The 16740-nt window shown below is 69.8% G+C and carries 14 protein-coding genes; 10 read left to right on the forward strand and 4 right to left on the reverse strand.

Going from position 1 to position 16740, the window contains the following annotated elements; genetic code table 11:
- Positions 1 to 30 precede the first annotated feature (30 nt).
- From B3S45_RS05105 to pth, 5 genes are all read left to right on the forward strand, one after another.
- A complete protein-coding gene (locus B3S45_RS05105) occupies positions 31 to 1419 on the forward strand; it encodes a GntP family permease (RefSeq protein ID WP_071042852.1) in 1389 nt (462 codons plus the stop codon).
- 39 nt (positions 1420 to 1458) lie between these two features.
- The gene (locus B3S45_RS05110; protein ID WP_286717737.1) at positions 1459 to 2226 is read left to right on the forward strand and encodes an SDR family oxidoreductase; all 768 of its coding nucleotides are present in this window, start codon (positions 1459 to 1461) and stop codon (positions 2224 to 2226) included.
- A gap of 16 nt (positions 2227 to 2242) precedes the next feature.
- Positions 2243 to 3265 (forward strand): zinc-binding dehydrogenase, encoded by a 1023-nt coding sequence (locus B3S45_RS05115; protein WP_286717738.1) that lies wholly within the window; start codon positions 2243 to 2245, stop codon positions 3263 to 3265.
- 335 nt (positions 3266 to 3600) lie between these two features.
- Entirely contained in the window at positions 3601 to 4224 is a 624-nt protein-coding gene (locus tag B3S45_RS05120; protein ID WP_071042855.1) for a 50S ribosomal protein L25/general stress protein Ctc, read from the forward strand.
- 84 nt (positions 4225 to 4308) lie between these two features.
- Positions 4309 to 4893, forward strand: coding sequence for an aminoacyl-tRNA hydrolase (gene pth, locus B3S45_RS05125; protein WP_071042856.1), 585 nt, complete (start codon positions 4309 to 4311; stop codon positions 4891 to 4893).
- Positions 4894 to 5017: 124 nt separating this feature from the next.
- Here the strand turns inward: pth and B3S45_RS05130 are convergent, their stop codons facing one another.
- On the reverse strand, positions 5018 to 5755 hold the full coding sequence (locus B3S45_RS05130; RefSeq protein ID WP_083336348.1) for a hypothetical protein: 738 nt from the start codon (positions 5753 to 5755) through the stop codon (positions 5018 to 5020).
- A 71-nt stretch (positions 5756 to 5826) separates the two neighbouring features.
- Between B3S45_RS05130 and mfd the strand changes: the two genes are divergently transcribed.
- A complete protein-coding gene (gene mfd, locus B3S45_RS05135; RefSeq protein WP_286717742.1) occupies positions 5827 to 9438 on the forward strand; it encodes a transcription-repair coupling factor in 3612 nt (1203 codons plus the stop codon).
- 77 nt (positions 9439 to 9515) lie between these two features.
- Positions 9516 to 9923, forward strand: coding sequence for an SRPBCC family protein (locus tag B3S45_RS05140; RefSeq protein ID WP_286717743.1), 408 nt, complete (start codon positions 9516 to 9518; stop codon positions 9921 to 9923).
- Here the strand turns inward: B3S45_RS05140 and B3S45_RS05145 are convergent, their stop codons facing one another.
- Positions 9924 to 10154 carry a hypothetical protein gene (locus B3S45_RS05145; RefSeq protein ID WP_143003614.1) on the reverse strand — a complete coding sequence of 77 codons (231 nt, stop codon included), beginning with the start codon at positions 10152 to 10154 and terminating at the stop codon, positions 9924 to 9926.
- Between the two features lie 44 nt (positions 10155 to 10198).
- On the opposite strand from B3S45_RS05145, the gene B3S45_RS05150 reads away from it, so the two are divergent.
- Complete coding sequence (locus tag B3S45_RS05150) at positions 10199 to 11032, forward strand: sulfurtransferase (protein ID WP_286717746.1); 834 nt, start codon at positions 10199 to 10201, stop codon at positions 11030 to 11032.
- A 215-nt stretch (positions 11033 to 11247) separates the two neighbouring features.
- Here the strand turns inward: B3S45_RS05150 and B3S45_RS05155 are convergent, their stop codons facing one another.
- Positions 11248 to 11892 (reverse strand): DUF2461 domain-containing protein, encoded by a 645-nt coding sequence (locus B3S45_RS05155; RefSeq protein WP_286717747.1) that lies wholly within the window; start codon positions 11890 to 11892, stop codon positions 11248 to 11250.
- 91 nt (positions 11893 to 11983) lie between these two features.
- Between B3S45_RS05155 and B3S45_RS05160 the strand changes: the two genes are divergently transcribed.
- Positions 11984 to 12580, forward strand: coding sequence for a gamma carbonic anhydrase family protein (locus tag B3S45_RS05160; protein ID WP_071042861.1), 597 nt, complete (start codon positions 11984 to 11986; stop codon positions 12578 to 12580).
- Between the two features lie 6 nt (positions 12581 to 12586).
- Here the strand turns inward: B3S45_RS05160 and B3S45_RS05165 are convergent, their stop codons facing one another.
- A complete protein-coding gene (locus tag B3S45_RS05165; RefSeq protein ID WP_071042862.1) occupies positions 12587 to 15262 on the reverse strand; it encodes a phosphoenolpyruvate carboxylase in 2676 nt (891 codons plus the stop codon).
- 148 nt (positions 15263 to 15410) lie between these two features.
- On the opposite strand from B3S45_RS05165, the gene nhaA reads away from it, so the two are divergent.
- On the forward strand, positions 15411 to 16604 hold the full coding sequence (nhaA, locus tag B3S45_RS05170; protein ID WP_349675982.1) for a Na+/H+ antiporter NhaA: 1194 nt from the start codon (positions 15411 to 15413) through the stop codon (positions 16602 to 16604).
- Positions 16605 to 16740 lie beyond the last annotated feature (136 nt).

Below are 16740 nucleotides of genomic sequence, written 5' to 3' on the forward strand. Positions count from 1 at the left end.
TGCCCTCGGCATATCAACGGAGATTCACCGATGGAAGATTGGTCCCAGACCCTGGGCACGGCTCCGCTGCTGCTGATCGCAGCCGGCGCGATCGCGCTCATCCTGCTGCTCATCATCGTCTTCAAGGTGCACGCCTTCCTGACGCTGATCATCGTCTCGCTCCTGACGGCCTTCGCCGCGCAGATCCCCGTGAGCGCCATCGCGACGACACTCACCACGGGTCTCGGCGGCACGCTCGGCTCCGTCGCGCTGCTGGTGGCGCTGGGGGCGATGCTCGGCCGTCTGATCGAGCACTCCGGCGGGGCCAAAGCGCTCGCCGACCGGTTCGTCGACATCTTCGGCGAGAAGCGCGCGCCGTTCGCGCTGGGCATCGCCTCGTTGATCCTCGGGTTCCCGATGTTCTTCGACGCCGGCCTCGTCATGATGCTCCCGATCGTCTTCGCGGTGGCCCGCCGCGTGTCCAAGAACAACGTGCTGCTGTTCGGCATCCCGACCGCCGCGGCGTTCTCGGTCATGCACGTGTTCCTGCCCCCGCACCCGGGCCCGGTCACGGCGACCGAGCTCTACGGCGCCAACCTCGGGATCGTGCTGATCGTCGGTCTGATCATCGCCTTCCCCACCTGGTACCTCTCCGGCTACCTCTGGGGAAAGTTCGTCTCGACGCGCATCCCGCTGCCGGTCCCCACCCTCTTCGGTGACATCGACGAGGACCAGCCGGTCAACCCGCCCAAGCCCGGCACGATCGTGGGTCTGCTGCTGCTTCCGATGCTCCTCATCTTCATGAACACCGGCCTGACCACCCTCGCCAGCATCGGTGCCGTCTCGGCCGATGACCTGTGGGTGCAGGTCCTGGTGCTGCTGGGCACCTCGCCCGTCGCCCTGCTCATCACGGTCCTGGTGGCCATGGTCGTGCTCGGAACGCGCCGTGGTGAGAAGGGCACGGCGATCGAGAAGCTGCTCGACTCGGCACTCGGCCCGGTCGCCTCGGTCATCCTCATCACCGGCGCCGGCGGGATGTTCGGCGCCGTGCTGCGCGCATCGGGCATCGGTGAGGCCCTCGCCGACACGCTGAGCGACCTCGGACTGCCGGTCATCGTCGCCGCCTACCTCATCGCGGTCGTCATCCGCCTGGCCCAGGGCTCGGCCACCGTGGCTCTCGTGACCGCGGCTGGTCTGGCCGCCCCGGCGGTGCTCGCGGGTGACTTCAACCCGCTGCAGATCGCCGCGATCGTGCTCGCCACCGCCGCCGGCTCGGTCTTCGCCGGCCACGTCAACGACTCGGGGTTCTGGCTCGTGGGTCGCCTCATGGGAATGGACGTGAAGACGACGCTGAAGACCTGGACGGTTCAGCAGGCGATCGAGTCGGTCACCGCGTTCGTCTTCGTGCTCGCCGTATTCGGCGTCGCGTCGATGGTCTGATCCGCCGAACGCACCCACCCCGACGACCGGAGGAAATCCATGTCCGACATCTTCGACATCTCGGGCCGGCTCGCGCTGGTCACCGGTTCGACGCGCGGCCTCGGACGCTCGCTCGCCGAAGGCCTGGCGAACGCCGGTGCCCGCGTGATCGTGCACGGCCGAAACGCCGACGCGGCCGCTCGCTCAGCCTCCGAGATCGCCGACGCGTCGGGCCAGCCCGCCGCATCGGTCGCGTTCGACGTGACCGATGCGGCGGGGGTCGAGGAGGGGATCACCGGAATGATCGCCGCACACGGCGTCCCCGACATCCTCGTCAACAATGCCGGCGTGCAGCGCCGCGCTCCGATCCAGGACTTCGGGGTCTCGGACTGGGATGACATCATCGCGGCGAACCTCAACGGCGTCTTCTACGTCTCGCGCTTCGTCGCACCCGCGATGATCGAGCGGGGCTCCGGCAAGATCGTCAACGTCGCGTCGGTCCAGTCGTTCCTCGCACGGCAGACGATCGCGCCGTACTCCGCCTCCAAAGGGGGAGTGGCGCAGCTGACCAAGGGGATGGCCGCCGATCTCGCCCGCCACGGCATCCAGGTCAACGCGCTCTCGCCGGGCTACTTCGCCACCGAGATGAACCGCGACCTCGTGGACGACCCCGCCTTCAGCGGCTGGCTCGCGCAGCGCACGCCCGCCCAGCGCTGGGGCGACTTCTCGGAGCTCGACGGTGCCCTGCGGTTCCTCGTCTCGGACGCCTCGAGCTTCGTCTCGGGGCAGAACATCTTCGTCGACGGCGGAATGACCGCGGTCGTCTGATCGGAAGGAGAGCGATATGCGCGCCGCGTTCATCGACAGCAAGGAGAGCATCCGCATCGCGGAGCTCGAGACCCCGCAGCCGACCGATGATCAGGTGCGCGTGCGCATCGACTACGTCGGCATCTGCGGCAGCGACCTGCACTACTACTTCGACGGGGCCAACGGAGCGTTCGTCGTGCGCGAGCCCCTCATTCCGGGGCACGAGGTGTCCGGCCGCATCGACCACGACCCGACCGGGGAGTGGCAGCCGGGCACGCCGGTGACCGTGCACCCCGCGACCTTCGGCGAGCATCGCGACGACCTCGCAGACGCCCCGCACCTGTGGCCGGGCGGCGCCTACCTCGGGTCGGCCTCCACGTGGCCGCACACCCAGGGCGGCCTGGTGGAATGCATCCTCGTCGATCGCGAGATGGTCCGTCCGCTGCCGCCGACCCTTCCGGTGCGCCGCGCGGTGCTCGCCGAGCCGCTCGCCGTGGCCCTGCACGGACTGGGGAAGGCCGGCGACGTGCGCGGCAAGAAACTGCTCGTCACCGGCGTGGGGCCGATCGGTCTGCTCGCGGTGGCCGCCTCGGTCGCCGCGGGTGCCGAGGTGACGGTGACCGACGTGTTCGACGAACCCCTCCAGCGGGCGCTGGCCCTCGGTGCGTCCGAAGCTCTGAACGTCACCCGCGACGACGTGCCCGGAAGCGCATACGACGTCGTGCTGGAATGCTCCGGAGTCGCCGCGTCCATCAACACCGCGCTGAAGGCCGCAGCCATCGGCGGCATCGTCGTTCAGGTCGGGATGGTCCCCGATGCCGAACGCCCGCTGAACATCGCCGCCTTCATCTCGAAGGAGCTGCGCTGGTACGGCACCTTCCGCTTCAACGACGAGATCGACCACGCCATCGTGCTCCTCGACGAGAACCCGGGCATCGAAGACGTCGTCACCCACGTCATTCCCGCCGACGACGTCGTTCAGGCCTTCGCGACCGCGCGCGACTCGCGTGCATCCGGCAAGGTCGTCGTCGAGGTGTGGCCGTCGGGTCAGTCCCGGTAGGCCTGGCGCCCCATGCTGAAGAAGGCCAGCACCACGCCCACGCCGCCGATCGCGGCGATGGCTCCCACCGCCCAGAGAATGACGTGCGAGGCGAAGCCGTAGTCCATGAAGGGTCCTCCGAGAAAGCTGGATCGGGTGCGTCTTCATCGTACCGGCTGCGCTGGTAGACTCGTCGCTGAACTTCGGCGAGGGATACGCGCATGACGTTGCGGCATCCGTGATCGACGAGGGCGGACAGGCACTTCCTCACGCACTCGCGTTCGAGTCGAACACCCCATACCTCGCTCCTGACGGAGCATCGCAACGGGCCTGTGCGCCCGCAAGGAGAATCCATCATGTCGACCGAAATCGATGCGAAGGTCCACGCCGAGCTGCGTGAGAACTTCGGCAAGGGCTTCGCCCGCCGCCTGCGTGCCGCCGGCCAGATCCCGGCCGTGATCTACGGCCACGGCACCTCGCCCGTCCACGTCGCGCTGCCCGGCCACCAGGTCTCGCTGCTCGTGCGTCGCGCCAACGCGCTGCTCGAGCTCGACATCGACGGCAAGGACCAGCTGACGCTCGTCAAGGACGTCCAGCGCGACCCGGTTCGTCAGATCATCGAGCACATCGATCTGCTGGTGGTCAAGAAGGGAGAGAAGATCCACGTCGACGTGCCCGTCACGGTCGTCGGTGAGCCCTTCGCCGGCACCATCGCCAACCTCGACGCATCCACCGTGCTGCTCGAGGTCGAGGCCACCCACATCCCCGAGCACGTCGAGGTCGACGTGGAGGGACTGGAGGACGGCGCCCATGTCACCGCGGGCGAGCTGAAGCTCCCGCGTGGCGCGTCGCTGGTCACCGAGGCCGACACGCTCGTCGTCGCCATCTACGTGCCGACCGCCGCGCTGGCCGCGGAGGAGGAGATCGCCGAGGCCGACGCCGAGGTCGCCGCCGAGCAGTCCGAGGAATCCGCGGAGTAATCGCGAGCGGACACGAGGGGGATGCGCCGGTCGCATCCCCCTCGTGCTGTCTTCCGACCCGCCCCCGGACCGAGAGGAAAGCACATGGCACGCACGTGGCTCATCGTGGGGCTCGGCAACCCCGGACCGCGGTATGAGGCGACGCGTCACAACGTCGGCCAGATGGTCATCGACGAGCTGGCCGACCGACGCGGTGAGACCCTGCGTGCACACAAGGCGGGCGCGCGCGTCGCTGAGACGTGGCTGCGTCCGGGCGCGGACAAGCTGATCCTCGCGAAGCCGAACTCGTTCATGAACGTCTCCGGCGGGCCCGTGTCCTCTCTGGCGAAGTTCTACGGCATCGACTCCGAGCGCGTCGTGGTCGTGCACGACGAGCTCGACATCCCCTTCGACACGATCAAGCTCAAGTCCGGCGGCGGGCACGGCGGCCACAATGGGGTTCGCGACGTGGCGAAGGCCCTCGGCACCCCGGAGTTCCCGCGCGTGCGCGTGGGCATCGGCCGTCCGCCCGGCCGTCAGGACCCCGCCGACTGGGTGCTGGATCCCTTCGGCTCGCTCGAGCGTCAGAATCTCCCCAACCTCCTGGCCGACGCCGCTGATGCGGTGGAGCTGCTCGTCGACGAGGGTCTCGTCGCCGCGCAGCAGCGGCACCACGCCCCGCGTCCCTGACGTGCCGGGCCGCAACGCGGCATCCCGACACCTCCGGAGGATTCCCCGCTTCACGAGGACCGACGCCGCGGCTTTCGTCCTCTGTACGCGCGATCTCCTCTCCGGGTGCGCGGGAGGCGACGCGTCAGAAGGACGGGACGCTCGACAGGGCGCCGGCGGCGAGGCCGACGAAGAAGAGGATGTAGGCGAGCGTGCCGTAGACGATCGGGCCGAGCGCCGCGATCACGATCGCGGCGATGGCCCAGCCGCGGCCGCGGGCCTTCACCGCCGCGACGATGCCCTGGATGAGCGCCCCGATGCCGAGGACGGTCCCGGTCCAGAACGTGATCTCTGCGAACAGCACCAAGCCCCGCACCGGAGCGAGGATCGCGAGGTCGAAATCCGCGCTCGCCGGCATGTCGCCGAGCTCGGCACCGACGCCGTCGCCGATGGCGTACCCGGCGACCGCGCCGAGGACGGGAACGAGAATTCCGGCGACGGCGGCCACGACGAAGGCGATGATCCCGAGTGTCGCCGATCCGTTCGCGGCGGGGCGCTGGGACGGCCAGGACGGCGCGGCCTGGCCGTACGGGGGCTGCCCGTACGCGGCCGGAGGCGGGCCGTACGGACGCTGGCCGTAGGGGGCGGGAGGTTGGCCGTACGGAGGTTGGCCCGGGTACGGTGCGGTTCCGTAGGCGAGTGTGGGCTGCTCGCCGGATGCGGCGGGGGCCGCCGTGGGCGGTTGCGGCGTGCCGTACACCGGCTGCGACGGTGGTGCGTAGGGCGGCGCGGGGGCCGGCGGACGCGGTGGCGCCGGGGGTGCGGAGAAGTCGTGACCTGCCGTGTTCTCCTGCTCGCTGCCGGGGTCTGCGGGATCGCTCACGGCACTCATCCTAGGAGGCGCGTGCCGAGGTCGTGGGTCTCGATGTCGGCGAGGCGGACTAGACTCGTGCGGTGACAGTTCCCGGGATCGTGCGCGCCCTCGAACAGGATGAGTCCTTCGCGGACGCCGTCTCCTCGGCCTCCCGCGACGTCGACGTCTCCGCTCCGACCGGTCTGGATGCGCCGCTGCTCGCCGCCTTCCTGCGCCGTCGGATCGACTCCGGGCGGCCTCCCGTCCTTCTCGCGGTGGCACCGACGGGCCGCCGGGCGGAGACGCTCGGGACGGCGCTGGAAGCGCTCATCCCGAACGTGGAGGTGGTGCATTTCCCCGCTTGGGAGACGCTTCCCCACGAGCGGCTGAGCCCGAGTCCCGAGACGGTGGGGCGTCGCCTCGACGTGCTGCGGCGACTCGCCGAGCACGATGGCACGACCCCGTTCGTCGTCACGGCGTCGGTGCGCGGTGCCGTGCAGCCGCTCGCCGCGGGGCTCACCGACGTGCCGGCGATCACGCTGCGTCCGGGCGACCGCGGTCACGAGCTGGATGACGTCGTCGCGGGGCTGGTGGAGCGCGCCTACCACCGCGTCGACATGGTGTCGCGCCGCGGCGAATTCGCCGTGCGCGGCGGCATCCTCGATGTCTTCCCGCCGGTCGCCGACCATCCCTACCGGGTCGAGTTCTTCGGCGACGAGGTGGACCAGATCCGCGCGTTCTCCGTCGCCGACCAGCGGTCGCTGCCGGGAGAGGTCGCCCTCGTGACACTCGTCGCGAGCCGGGAGCTGCTGCTCACCCCCGCGGTGCGCGAGCGCGCCCGGGCACGCCGAGACGCCCTGCCCGGCGTGCGGGGCATGCTGGAGAAGATGGCCGAAGGCATCCCGGTGGAAGGGATGGAATCGCTCCTGCCTGTCCTCGTGGATGATCTCGTGACCCTCGCCGACTACCTCCCGGAAGGCTCCGCGCTCGCACTCGCCGATCCGGAACGGTCGGTCACGCGTGCGATCACCCTGAGTGAGACGAACCGCGAATTCCTGGATGCGGCGTGGTCGGCCGCGACCGCCGGCGCCCAGACGCCGGTCGACCTCGGCGCCGGCGATTTCGTCACCCTCCCGACCCTGCGCGAGCGGATCACCGAGCGCGGCGGCGTGTGGTGGACCCTCAGCGGGTTCGACTCGGGCGCGGCCGACGCGTCGGCGGAAGGGCTCATCGACGTGGATGCCGCCCTCGAAGCCGCCGCCACCGTCAAGGTCGCCGCGGCAGCGGTGCCGAGCTTCCAGGGCAACGTCGACGGCGCGACCGAGCACGTGCGGGGTCTGCTCTCGGACGGCTGGCGCGTCGTGGTGACCGCATCCGGTCCCGGACTGGTCGAGCGGGCGCGCGACGTGCTGAGCGAGCGGGGGATCGCCGCGCGGATCGTGGACGGCATCGATGGCGACGTGCCCACGGGCACCGCGCAACTCACCTGCGCCGTGCTCGAACGGGGTTTCCAGTCCGACGGTGCGAAGTTCGCGGTGCTCACCGAGACGGAGTTCTACGGCCGCACCATCGGCGGCGACGCGCGGGTGGTGAAGAAGCTCGCCTCGCGGCGCCGGAACGTCGTCGACCCGCTGCAGCTCAAGCCCGGCGACTTCGTCGTGCATGCCACGCACGGCATCGGCAAGTTCGTCGAGCTGGTGCAGCGGGAGGTGTCCTCGGGCGGCCGCAACGCCGTGAAGAGCCAGCGGGAGTACCTGGTGCTCGAGTACGCGCCCTCCAAGCGCGGCTATCCCGGCGACAAGCTGTTCGTGCCCACCGATCAGCTCGACCTCCTGTCGCGGTACGTCGGGGGAGAGGCACCCTCGCTGTCGAAGATGGGCGGGAGCGACTGGGCGCAGGCGAAGGGGCGCGCCCGCAAGGCGGTGCGCGACATCGCGGTGGAGCTCGTGAAGCTCTATTCCGCGCGCATGGCCGCGAAGGGATACGCCTTCGGGCAGGACACGCCGTGGCAGCGCGAGCTCGAAGAAGCCTTCCCGTTCGCCGAGACGGCCGACCAGCTGCAGACGATCGACGAGATCAAGGCCGACATGGAGAAGTCCATCCCGATGGATCGACTCCTCTCCGGCGACGTCGGGTTCGGCAAGACCGAGGTCGCCGTGCGCGCGGCGTTCAAGGCGATCCAGGACGGCAAGCAGGTCGCGATGCTCGTTCCCACCACGCTCCTGGTCAAGCAGCATCTCGAGACCTTCGCCGAGCGCTTCGCCGGCTTCCCCGTCAAGGTGCGTGCGCTGTCGCGCTTCCAGACCGACAAGGAGGCGCGACAGGTCGTCGCCGGCCTCGCCGACGGGTCGATCGACATGGTGATCGGCACCCACCGCATCCTCACCGAGAAGGTCGTCTTCAAGGACCTCGGGCTGATGATCATCGACGAGGAGCAGCGCTTCGGCGTCGAGCACAAGGATGCGCTGAAGAAGCTGAAGACCAACGTCGACATCCTCGCGATGAGCGCGACCCCGATCCCGCGCACGCTGGAGATGGCGGTCACCGGCATCCGCGAGATGTCGACGCTCGCGACGCCGCCGGAGGATCGTCATCCGATCCTGTCGTTCGTCGGTCCCCGCAACGACAAGCAGATCGCCGCGGCGATCCGGCGTGAGCTGCTGCGCGAGGGACAGGTCTTCTACGTGCACAATCGGGTGCAGTCCATTCAGCGCGTCGCGGCCGACCTCGCCGAGCTCGTGCCCGAGGCGCGGATCGCGGTGGCGCACGGGCAGATGGGCGAGCACCAGCTGGAGCAGGTGGTCGACGACTTCTGGGAGCGTCGAGCGGATGTGCTGGTCTCGACGACGATCATCGAGACGGGCCTGGACATCTCCAATGCGAACACGATCATCATCGATCGCGCCGACAAGTACGGTCTGAGCCAGCTCCACCAGCTGCGCGGACGCGTCGGACGCGGTCGCGAACGGGCGTACGCGTACTTCCTCTACGACGACGGCAAGCCGCTGTCGGAGACCGCGGCCGACCGGCTCGAGACCATCGCGGTGAACAACGATCTCGGTTCCGGGATGCAGGTCGCCCTCAAGGACCTCGAACTGCGCGGGGCGGGAAACCTGCTCGGCGCCGAGCAGGCCGGACACATCGCCGGCGTCGGGTTCGACCTCTACCTCCGGATGATCGGCGAGGCCGTCTCGCAGTTCCGCGGCGAGGAGACCGAGGGCCCGACGGAGCTGCGTCTGGAACTGCCCGTGCAGGCGCGCATCCCCGAGTCCTACATCGACAGCGAGCGGCTGCGCCTCGAGGCCTACCAGAAGCTGTCGGCGGCCGCGGCCGCCACGGCGGCAGACGACGCCATCGACCTCGTTCTCGAGGAGCTCGCCGATCGCTACGGCACGCCCCCGGAGGAGGTCGCGGGGCTCATCTCCGTGGCGCGGTTGCGGCGCCGGGCGGCGCGTTCCGGGCTCGCCGATGTCGTCGCGATGGGTCCGAACCTCCGGATCGCGCCGGCGCACCTGCCCGACTCGATGCGTGTGCGCCTGCAGCGCCTGTATCCGAAAGCGAAGCTCGTCGCGAACGGCGACGCGCTCGTCGTGCCGCTGCCGACCGCCGGCGGTGCGGCCCTGGCCGATGCCGATCTCCTGTCGTGGGTCGGCCAGCTGCTCGACCAGCTCTGGCCGCTCGCCGCCGAGACCGAGAAGGCCGCGGTGTCCTGAGGCTCGTCTCCGCGCGAGCGGCAGGATGTCGTTGCCGCGCGCGACCGGCGCATCGGGCCTGTGTCAAGCTAATTGCCATGCAGAGCGTGCATGTCAGCCGGGTGATCGCTGCCGACCCGCGACGGGTCTACGAGTTCGCAGCGGATGCGCGTCATCTTCCGCTCTGGGCCGCCGGTCTCGCTCAGGGCGACCTGGTGATCGACGGGGACCGGGTGCACCTCGACTCGCCCATGGGTCGTGTCGAGGTGCGTTTCGTCGCCCGGAACACGCTCGGGGTGATCGATCACGACGTGACCCTGCCTTCAGGCACCACCGTGACGAACCCGATGCGCGTGCTCGCGCATCCTCAGGGGGCGGAGATCGTCTTCACCGTGCGTCAGGTCGAACTGACCGACGCGGACTTCGCCCGCGATGTCGCCGCGGTTTGCGCAGACCTGGATCGTCTCGCGGCGCTCATCGAAGCGGATCGCGGAGCCCGAGGATGATCACTCGCTGACCGATCGCCTCTCGCGGATCGCGACGAGGAGGATCCCCGTCCAGAAGAGCGCGAGCATGGTCGACGCGACGGCCAGGAACATCCGCCACCCGTCGGGATCCACAACGACGGCCCAGACCCAGACGGCGGCCATCCCGAGCCAGACGACCGTCTGCAGGACGACGAGTGCGAACTGACGCGTCGTCAATGAATGGACGAAGGAACTCCACCACGCGCTCACGCGTCGACGCTAACACCCCGGCACGGGATCATTAGGCTCGAGGGATGAGCGATCCGATGCAGGTACCTCCGTTCGTCGCGATCGACGGTCTGGACGGACTCCCCGGTGACGTGGTCCTCGCCGACGTGCGCTGGTACCTCGACGGTCGATCGGGCAGAGAGGCCTACGACCGCGGTCATCTCCCCGGGGCGGTCTTCGTCGATCTCGAGACCTGGCTCTCGGCGCCCGCGTCACCCGAGGGTGGTCGGCACCCGCTTCCTCCGCCGGAGGTCTTCGCCGAGGGGATGCGCACACTCGGCATCTCGGATGACGACACCGTCGTCGCCTACGACGATCAGGGCGGGGTGATCGCCGCGCGGCTGGTCTGGATGCTGCGCGCCAGCGGTCATCGCGCCGCGCTGCTCGACGGCGGACTCGGTGCCTACCCCGGAGACCTGTCGACGCAGTCGCCGGTGCGGGAGCGGTCGCACTTCTCGGTGCGGGAGTGGCCTGCGGATCTGCTGCTCGCCGCTGACGACCTCCTCCGCGACGGTGTCATCGCCGTCGATGCACGCCCCCGGGAGCGCTTCGCCGGCGACGAGGATCCGGTCGACCCACGCCCTGGACACGTCCCGGGTGCGCGGAGCGTGCCCTGCCGCGAGAACGTGGCTGCCGACGGACGGCTGCTCGCCGCTGACCGCATCCGGGAGAACTTCGCAGCCGTCGGGGTCGACGCGAACAGCGTCGCCAATGTCGCGGCGTACTGCGGCTCGGGCGTCACCGCGTGCCACAACCTGCTGACGATGGAGCACGTCGGGATCGGTCGTGCGCGTCTGTATGTGGGCGGCTGGTCGGCCTACAGCGCCGACCCCTCCCGCGCGGTCGAGACCGGCGCCTGACCGCGGTCCGCGTCGGGTGAGCAGCGTCCATTCGGCGGTCACAACTCCTCCCTTTCGAGCCGTTCGAGCCCGGTTTCGACCGGTCCCGCTTCGATTGCCTCGAAACTTGAGGAGTTGTGGACATCGCCGCGCTGGGAGCCGGCCGGCGTAACCGGCCGACGGGGAGGCCCGCGCTCAGCGGGTGACGGGGCGGCTCAGCGGGTGGAGGCCCGCGCTCAGCGGGTGAAGGGGCGGTCGTCCGAGGGCCCGACGTGCTCGACGATCCATCGCCGCAGCGGCTCGATCTGCTGCCAGGCGTGCTGGATGTCGTCGACAGTCGCCTCCCGAGGCAGCGGCCGCAGCGCGGCGTAGTGGGTCAGACGAAGGCGCACGATGCGAGGGTGCTCCCGGTCGTAGCCGCGCGGCGCGGTCTTCAGCGGCGGCCCGGCGAACGTGAAGCCCGCCGCCTCGATGTCATCGGCGATGCGCTCGAAGGTCGATCCGGTGGCATCGTCCTCGATGGCCTCGCGGCCGCGTCGCAGTTGTCCCCGCGAGGGCTGATAGAGCCCGCCGCCGACTTCGATGCCGCCCGCCGACACCGACAGGTAGATGCTCGCGATCGTGCCGGCGACCATGGCGGCGTTCGTCTTGTACGGCGACTTGTCGGCGCTGAAGCGCACATCTCGATTCGGCCGGAACACCTTCGCCGAGCCGTACCCCGCCTCGGCGATCTCGCAGAGCATCTCCAGAGGCTCCCGGATGAGTCCGTCATATTCCTCGCGGTGCGCGGTGAACCACTCCCGGGTGTTGTCCGCCGCCAGACGCTCGTAGAATCCGAACGCCTCGGGCTCGAACAATCGCCCTGCCGCGTGCTCGCCCATTCCGTCCTCCTCGCGCCGCAATCGTATCGAGGCGTCGCGCCGGCCGGATGCTGGCTACGATGGCGCTGACCGCCGTCGACGAGGAGGCGCCATGCGATTCGCACATCTGGGAGCAGTTCCGCGCATCCACCCCGACGCCGTCGTCGCCCCGACGGCGGTGATCAGCGGAGACGTGACGATCGGCGCCGGTTGTCAGGTTCTGCACGGTGCGGTGATCACGGCTGAGGGGGGAGCGGTCACGCTCGCGGAGAACGTCATCGTCATGGAGAACGCACTGGTGCGGGCGACGGCCACCAACCCGGTGCATGTCGGTTCCCATGTGCTCGTCGGACCCATGGCCAGCATCTCCGGAGCGGTCATCGATGACGAGGTCTTCCTCGCGACCGGAACCCGCGTGTTCAACGGAGCGCACATCGGCGCGCGCAGCGAGGTGCGCATCAATGCGGTGGTTCACCTGCGCACGGTGCTCCCGGCGGACACCGTCGTGCCCATCGGCTGGGTCGCCGTCGGTCAGCCCCCGCAGATCCTCCCGCCCGAGCGCGACGAGCAGATCCGGCGGGCCCAGCGTGAACTGGACTTTCCCGGATACGTCTTCGGACTCGACCGGGAGACCCCAGACCTCATGGTGCAACTCACCGAGAGGTACGGGCGCTCCCTCGCCCGTCACGCGGACGACGAGGCTCTCTGACGCAGATCAGCCGGTGTTCTGCAGACCCGCCGAGACACCGTTGACCGACAACAGCAGCAGGCGCTGCTGGTCGGGGTCGAGGTCGCGGCCGTTCGCGGCGTCGTCGCGCAGGGTGCGCAGCGCCCGCAGCTGGAGCAGGGACAGCGCGTCGACGTACGGGCTGCGCAGCTTGACCGCGCGCTGCAGCACGGGCTTGTTCGCCAGCAGCTCGTCGCCGTCGGTGATGCGTACGACCCACGCGCGGGTGAGCGCCATCTCCTCGCGGACCAGCGTTGCGAGCTCCTCGCGGTCGCCGAGGTCCAGGTAGCGCATCGCGATGCGGTCGTCGGTCTTCGCGAGACTCATCGCCACGTTGTCGATGAGGGTGCGGAACAGCGGCCACTGCTCGTAGGCTCGTCGAAGCTGACCCTCGTCGCCGACCGCCTCGAGGGCCGTTCCCAGACCGAACCAGCCGGCGAGGTTGATGCGGGCCTGCGACCACGCGAACACCCACGGGATGGCACGCAGGTCGGCCAGGGACTCGACCGACAGCCCGCGTCGCGCCGGGCGGGATCCCAGCGCCAGCAGCCCGATCTCCTCCATCGGCGTCACCTGCGCGAACCACGGCGCGAAGCCCGGTGCGTTCACGAGCGCGGCGAAGCGGTCGCGGCTGGCGGCATCCATCGTCGCGCCGATCGCGTGGAATCGCTCGGCGGCGTGGCGATTGGTGCGCTCCACGGATGGCGAGGAGGCCAGGAGCATGGCGGCGGCGACCTGGTCGATATGGCGCTTGGCGATCGCCGGCTCGCCGTAGCGGGCGAAGATCACCTCGCCCTGTTCGGTGAGCTTGAACCGGCCGTCGACGGAGTGCGGCGGCTGCGCGAGGATCGCCGAGTTCGCCGGTCCGCCGCCGCGCCCGAGAGCGCCGCCGCGGCCGTGGAACAGCGTCAGCTCGATACCGGACTCCTTCGCCCAGTCCGCGATCGCCGCCTGGGCCTCGTACAGCGCAAGAGTCGCCGCGACCGGGCCCACGTCCTTCGACGAATCCGAGTACCCGAGCATGACCTCGAGCCGGTTTCCGGTTTCGCCGAGACGGGCCGCGAACGCCGGATGCTGCACGATCTCGCGCAGGATGCCGGGCGCGGCCTGGAGATCTGCGAACGTCTCGAACAGGGGGATGACATCGAGGACGGGCGGGGTGGCGCCCTCGCCGACGGCGTAGCGGGCGAGGCGGTGCACGTTCGCGAGGTCCTCAGCCGACTGCGTGAACGACACGATGTAGCGACCTGCCGCACGCGGACCGTAGCGGTCCTGCAGGAACTTCACCACGCGGAAGACCTCGAGCACCTCCTCGGCGAGCTCGGACCGCTCGCCGCCGGCATCGAGTTCGTCGAGCACCTTGCGGTGCACCGCGGAGTGCTGGCGCACCTCGAGTTCGGCGAGGTGGAAACCGAAGGTCTCGACCTGCCAGATCAGCTGCTGCAGCTGGCCGTAGGCCTGCCGCGGTGCGCTGGCACTGACCAGGGAGTCCTGCACCACGCGAAGGTCGGCCAGCAGCTCGTCCGGCGTCGCGTAGGCCAGATCAGCGTCACGGGTGCGGGTCGCGGCGATCTTCCGTGCCGCCAGCAGCACGACGCTGCGGTGCAGCTCGCCGGGGGAGCGCTTGGCGATGTCGCGCGCCGCATCTTCGTCAGCAGAGCGGAGCCGATGCCACAGCGACGTGACGGCGTCGCTCGGCGGCGTCGTGTCGACGTCGAGGGTGAGGGTGCGTCCGATGCGGAGGGCCGCGCGCTCGAGACCGAGCAGCACATGCTCGCTGGCGATCTTCGCCGCCTTGCGTGTCACCGACGCCGTCACGAACGGGTTGCCGTCACGGTCGCCGCCGACCCAGGATCCGATCCTCACGAACGGGCGCACCACGGGGGAGCGGCTTCCGGCGGCCGGTCCCTGCAGCGCATCGTCGACGCGACGGTAGACCTCCGGGATCGACGTGAACAGGGTGTCGTCGAAGACCGCCATCACGGCGCGCACCTCGTCGGTGGGCGACGGCTTCTCGGCCCGAAGCGGGCCGGTGCGCCACAGCGTGTCGATCTCCTCGAGCATCTGCCGCTCGGTCCGCCCCTCGTCGGCGCCGTTGCGCAGCGTCGCGTCGCGTTCCTCCAGCAGCTCGGCCAGACGGCGGATGCCCGTGGAGATCGCTCGCCGGCGTGCTTCGGTCGGGTGGGCGGTGAAGACAGGGTGGAAGCGCAGCGCCTGCAGACGCTCGAGGGCTGAATCGTCGCCGATCTCGGCGGCCAGGCGCACGAAGGCCGCAGCGACCGAGTCGGTGGCGTCCTCGCGGTCGGGGCGGCCGTCGCGCTGGCGCAGCACCCGCACGCGCTGGTGCTCCTCGGCGAGGTTGACGAGGTGGAAGTAGCAGGTGAAGGCGCGGGCGACCTCTTCGGCGCGGTCGATGCTGAAGGAGTCGGCGATCGCCTCTGCCCGGGCGAAGGCCTCCGGGGTCGCATCCGTGTATGCCTGGATCGTCGCCGCGCGCAGTCGCTCGACATCCTCGAACAGCCCGGGTGAACCGCTCTCGCGGAGCACCCGTCCCAGCAATCCGCCCAGCAGGCGCACGTCGGCGCGCATCGTGTCGGGGATCTCCTGGCCGGCTTCGTAGCGGCCGACGAGGTCGATCGCCTCGGTGTTCGTCAGTTCGCGCATGCGTTCAACGCTAGCGGCGTCGACGGTGTGCTCCGGACACGGGGAGGGTCGTCGGGTCCTCGCTCCCGGCGCCGGTAGACTGGGAGCTTGGTGTGCCGGGAAGTCTGGTCGGCGTCGTTCAGCGCATCCCACCAGACGAAAGGACCCGATGTCCCAGTCTCCTCAGTCGCCCCCGTTCCTGTCACTGTTCCGGTCCGAGCGCTTCCCCGCGATCGTCCTGCTCGTCGCCGCTGCGGCAGGCCTCGCCGTGGCCAACTCTCCCGCTGGGCCCGCCGTCGATGACTTCATGCACGTGTACATCGGCATCCCGGAGTTCTTCGAGCTGTCGGTGTCGCACTGGATCAAGGACGGCCTCCTCGCCCTCTTCTTCTTCGTCGTCGCCGTCGAGCTGCAGTTCGAACTCACCAGCGGCCAGCTGAACTCGGCCAAGAAGGCGTTGCAGCCGGCGATCGCCGCCGCGGGCGGCGTGATCGTCCCGATCGTCATCTACCTCGTCATCGCCAACGGCTCCGACGCGGTCAACGGCTGGCCCATCCCCACCGCGACCGACATCGCCTTCGCCCTCGGCGTGCTCGCGGTGTTCGGCAAGGGGCTCCCCTCCGCCCTCCGCGTCTTCCTGCTCGCTCTCGCGATCCTCGACGACATCGTGGGCATCGTCTTCATCGCCGTGCTGTTCACGAGTGACGTCAACTACGGCATGCTCCTGGGGGCGGCGGGGCTGGTCGTGCTGTTCGGCATCCTCTCCCGCCGCGTCGACACCCGCGCCCGCATCCCGATCACGATCGCCTTGATCGTCATCGGCGTCGTGACGTGGGCGCTCGTGTACAAGTCGGGCGTGCACGCCACGATCGCCGGCGTCGCGCTCGGCCTCGCGATGAGCCAGCAGCCCGCCCTCCACGCTCGACACGTGCTGGAGCCCTGGGTGAACGGCCTCGTCCTCCCCGTCTTCGCGTTCTCCGCCGCGCTCGTGGTCATCCCCCAGGTGAGCGCGGGCGAGCTCTCACCCGCCTTCTGGGGTGTGCTCGTCGCTCTGCCGGTCGGCAAGATCATCGGCATCTCGATCTTCGGATGGATCTCCCTCCGCGTCGGTCGTCGCGAAGGCCCGCCGGCGCTCACCTTCACCGACCTTCTGGCGGCGGGCTCGCTCGGTGGGATCGGGTTCACCGTCTCGCTGCTGCTGTCGGAGCTCGCCTTCGCCGAGCATCCGGAGATCCGCGATCAGGCGACGCTCGGTGTTCTCGCCGGGTCGATGGTCTCGCTCGTGCTCGCCGGTGTTCTCGTATCGTGGCGGGCATGGCACTATCGCCGTCTCGAGCAGAAGACCCCCGCGACGACCGCCTGAGCGATCCGCTCCGACAGGCCGCCGACACGATGCGCGCGGTGCGTGACCGGTGCGTCTGGACGCAGCAGATCGACCATCGCGCACTCGTGCCGTATCTCGTGGAGGAGAGCGCCGAGCTCATCGACGCGATCGAGGC

The sequence above is a fragment of the Microbacterium sp. UBA1612 genome, assembly GCF_002321605.1.
GTDB classification, from domain to species: Bacteria; Actinomycetota; Actinomycetes; order Actinomycetales; family Microbacteriaceae; genus Microbacterium; species Microbacterium luteum.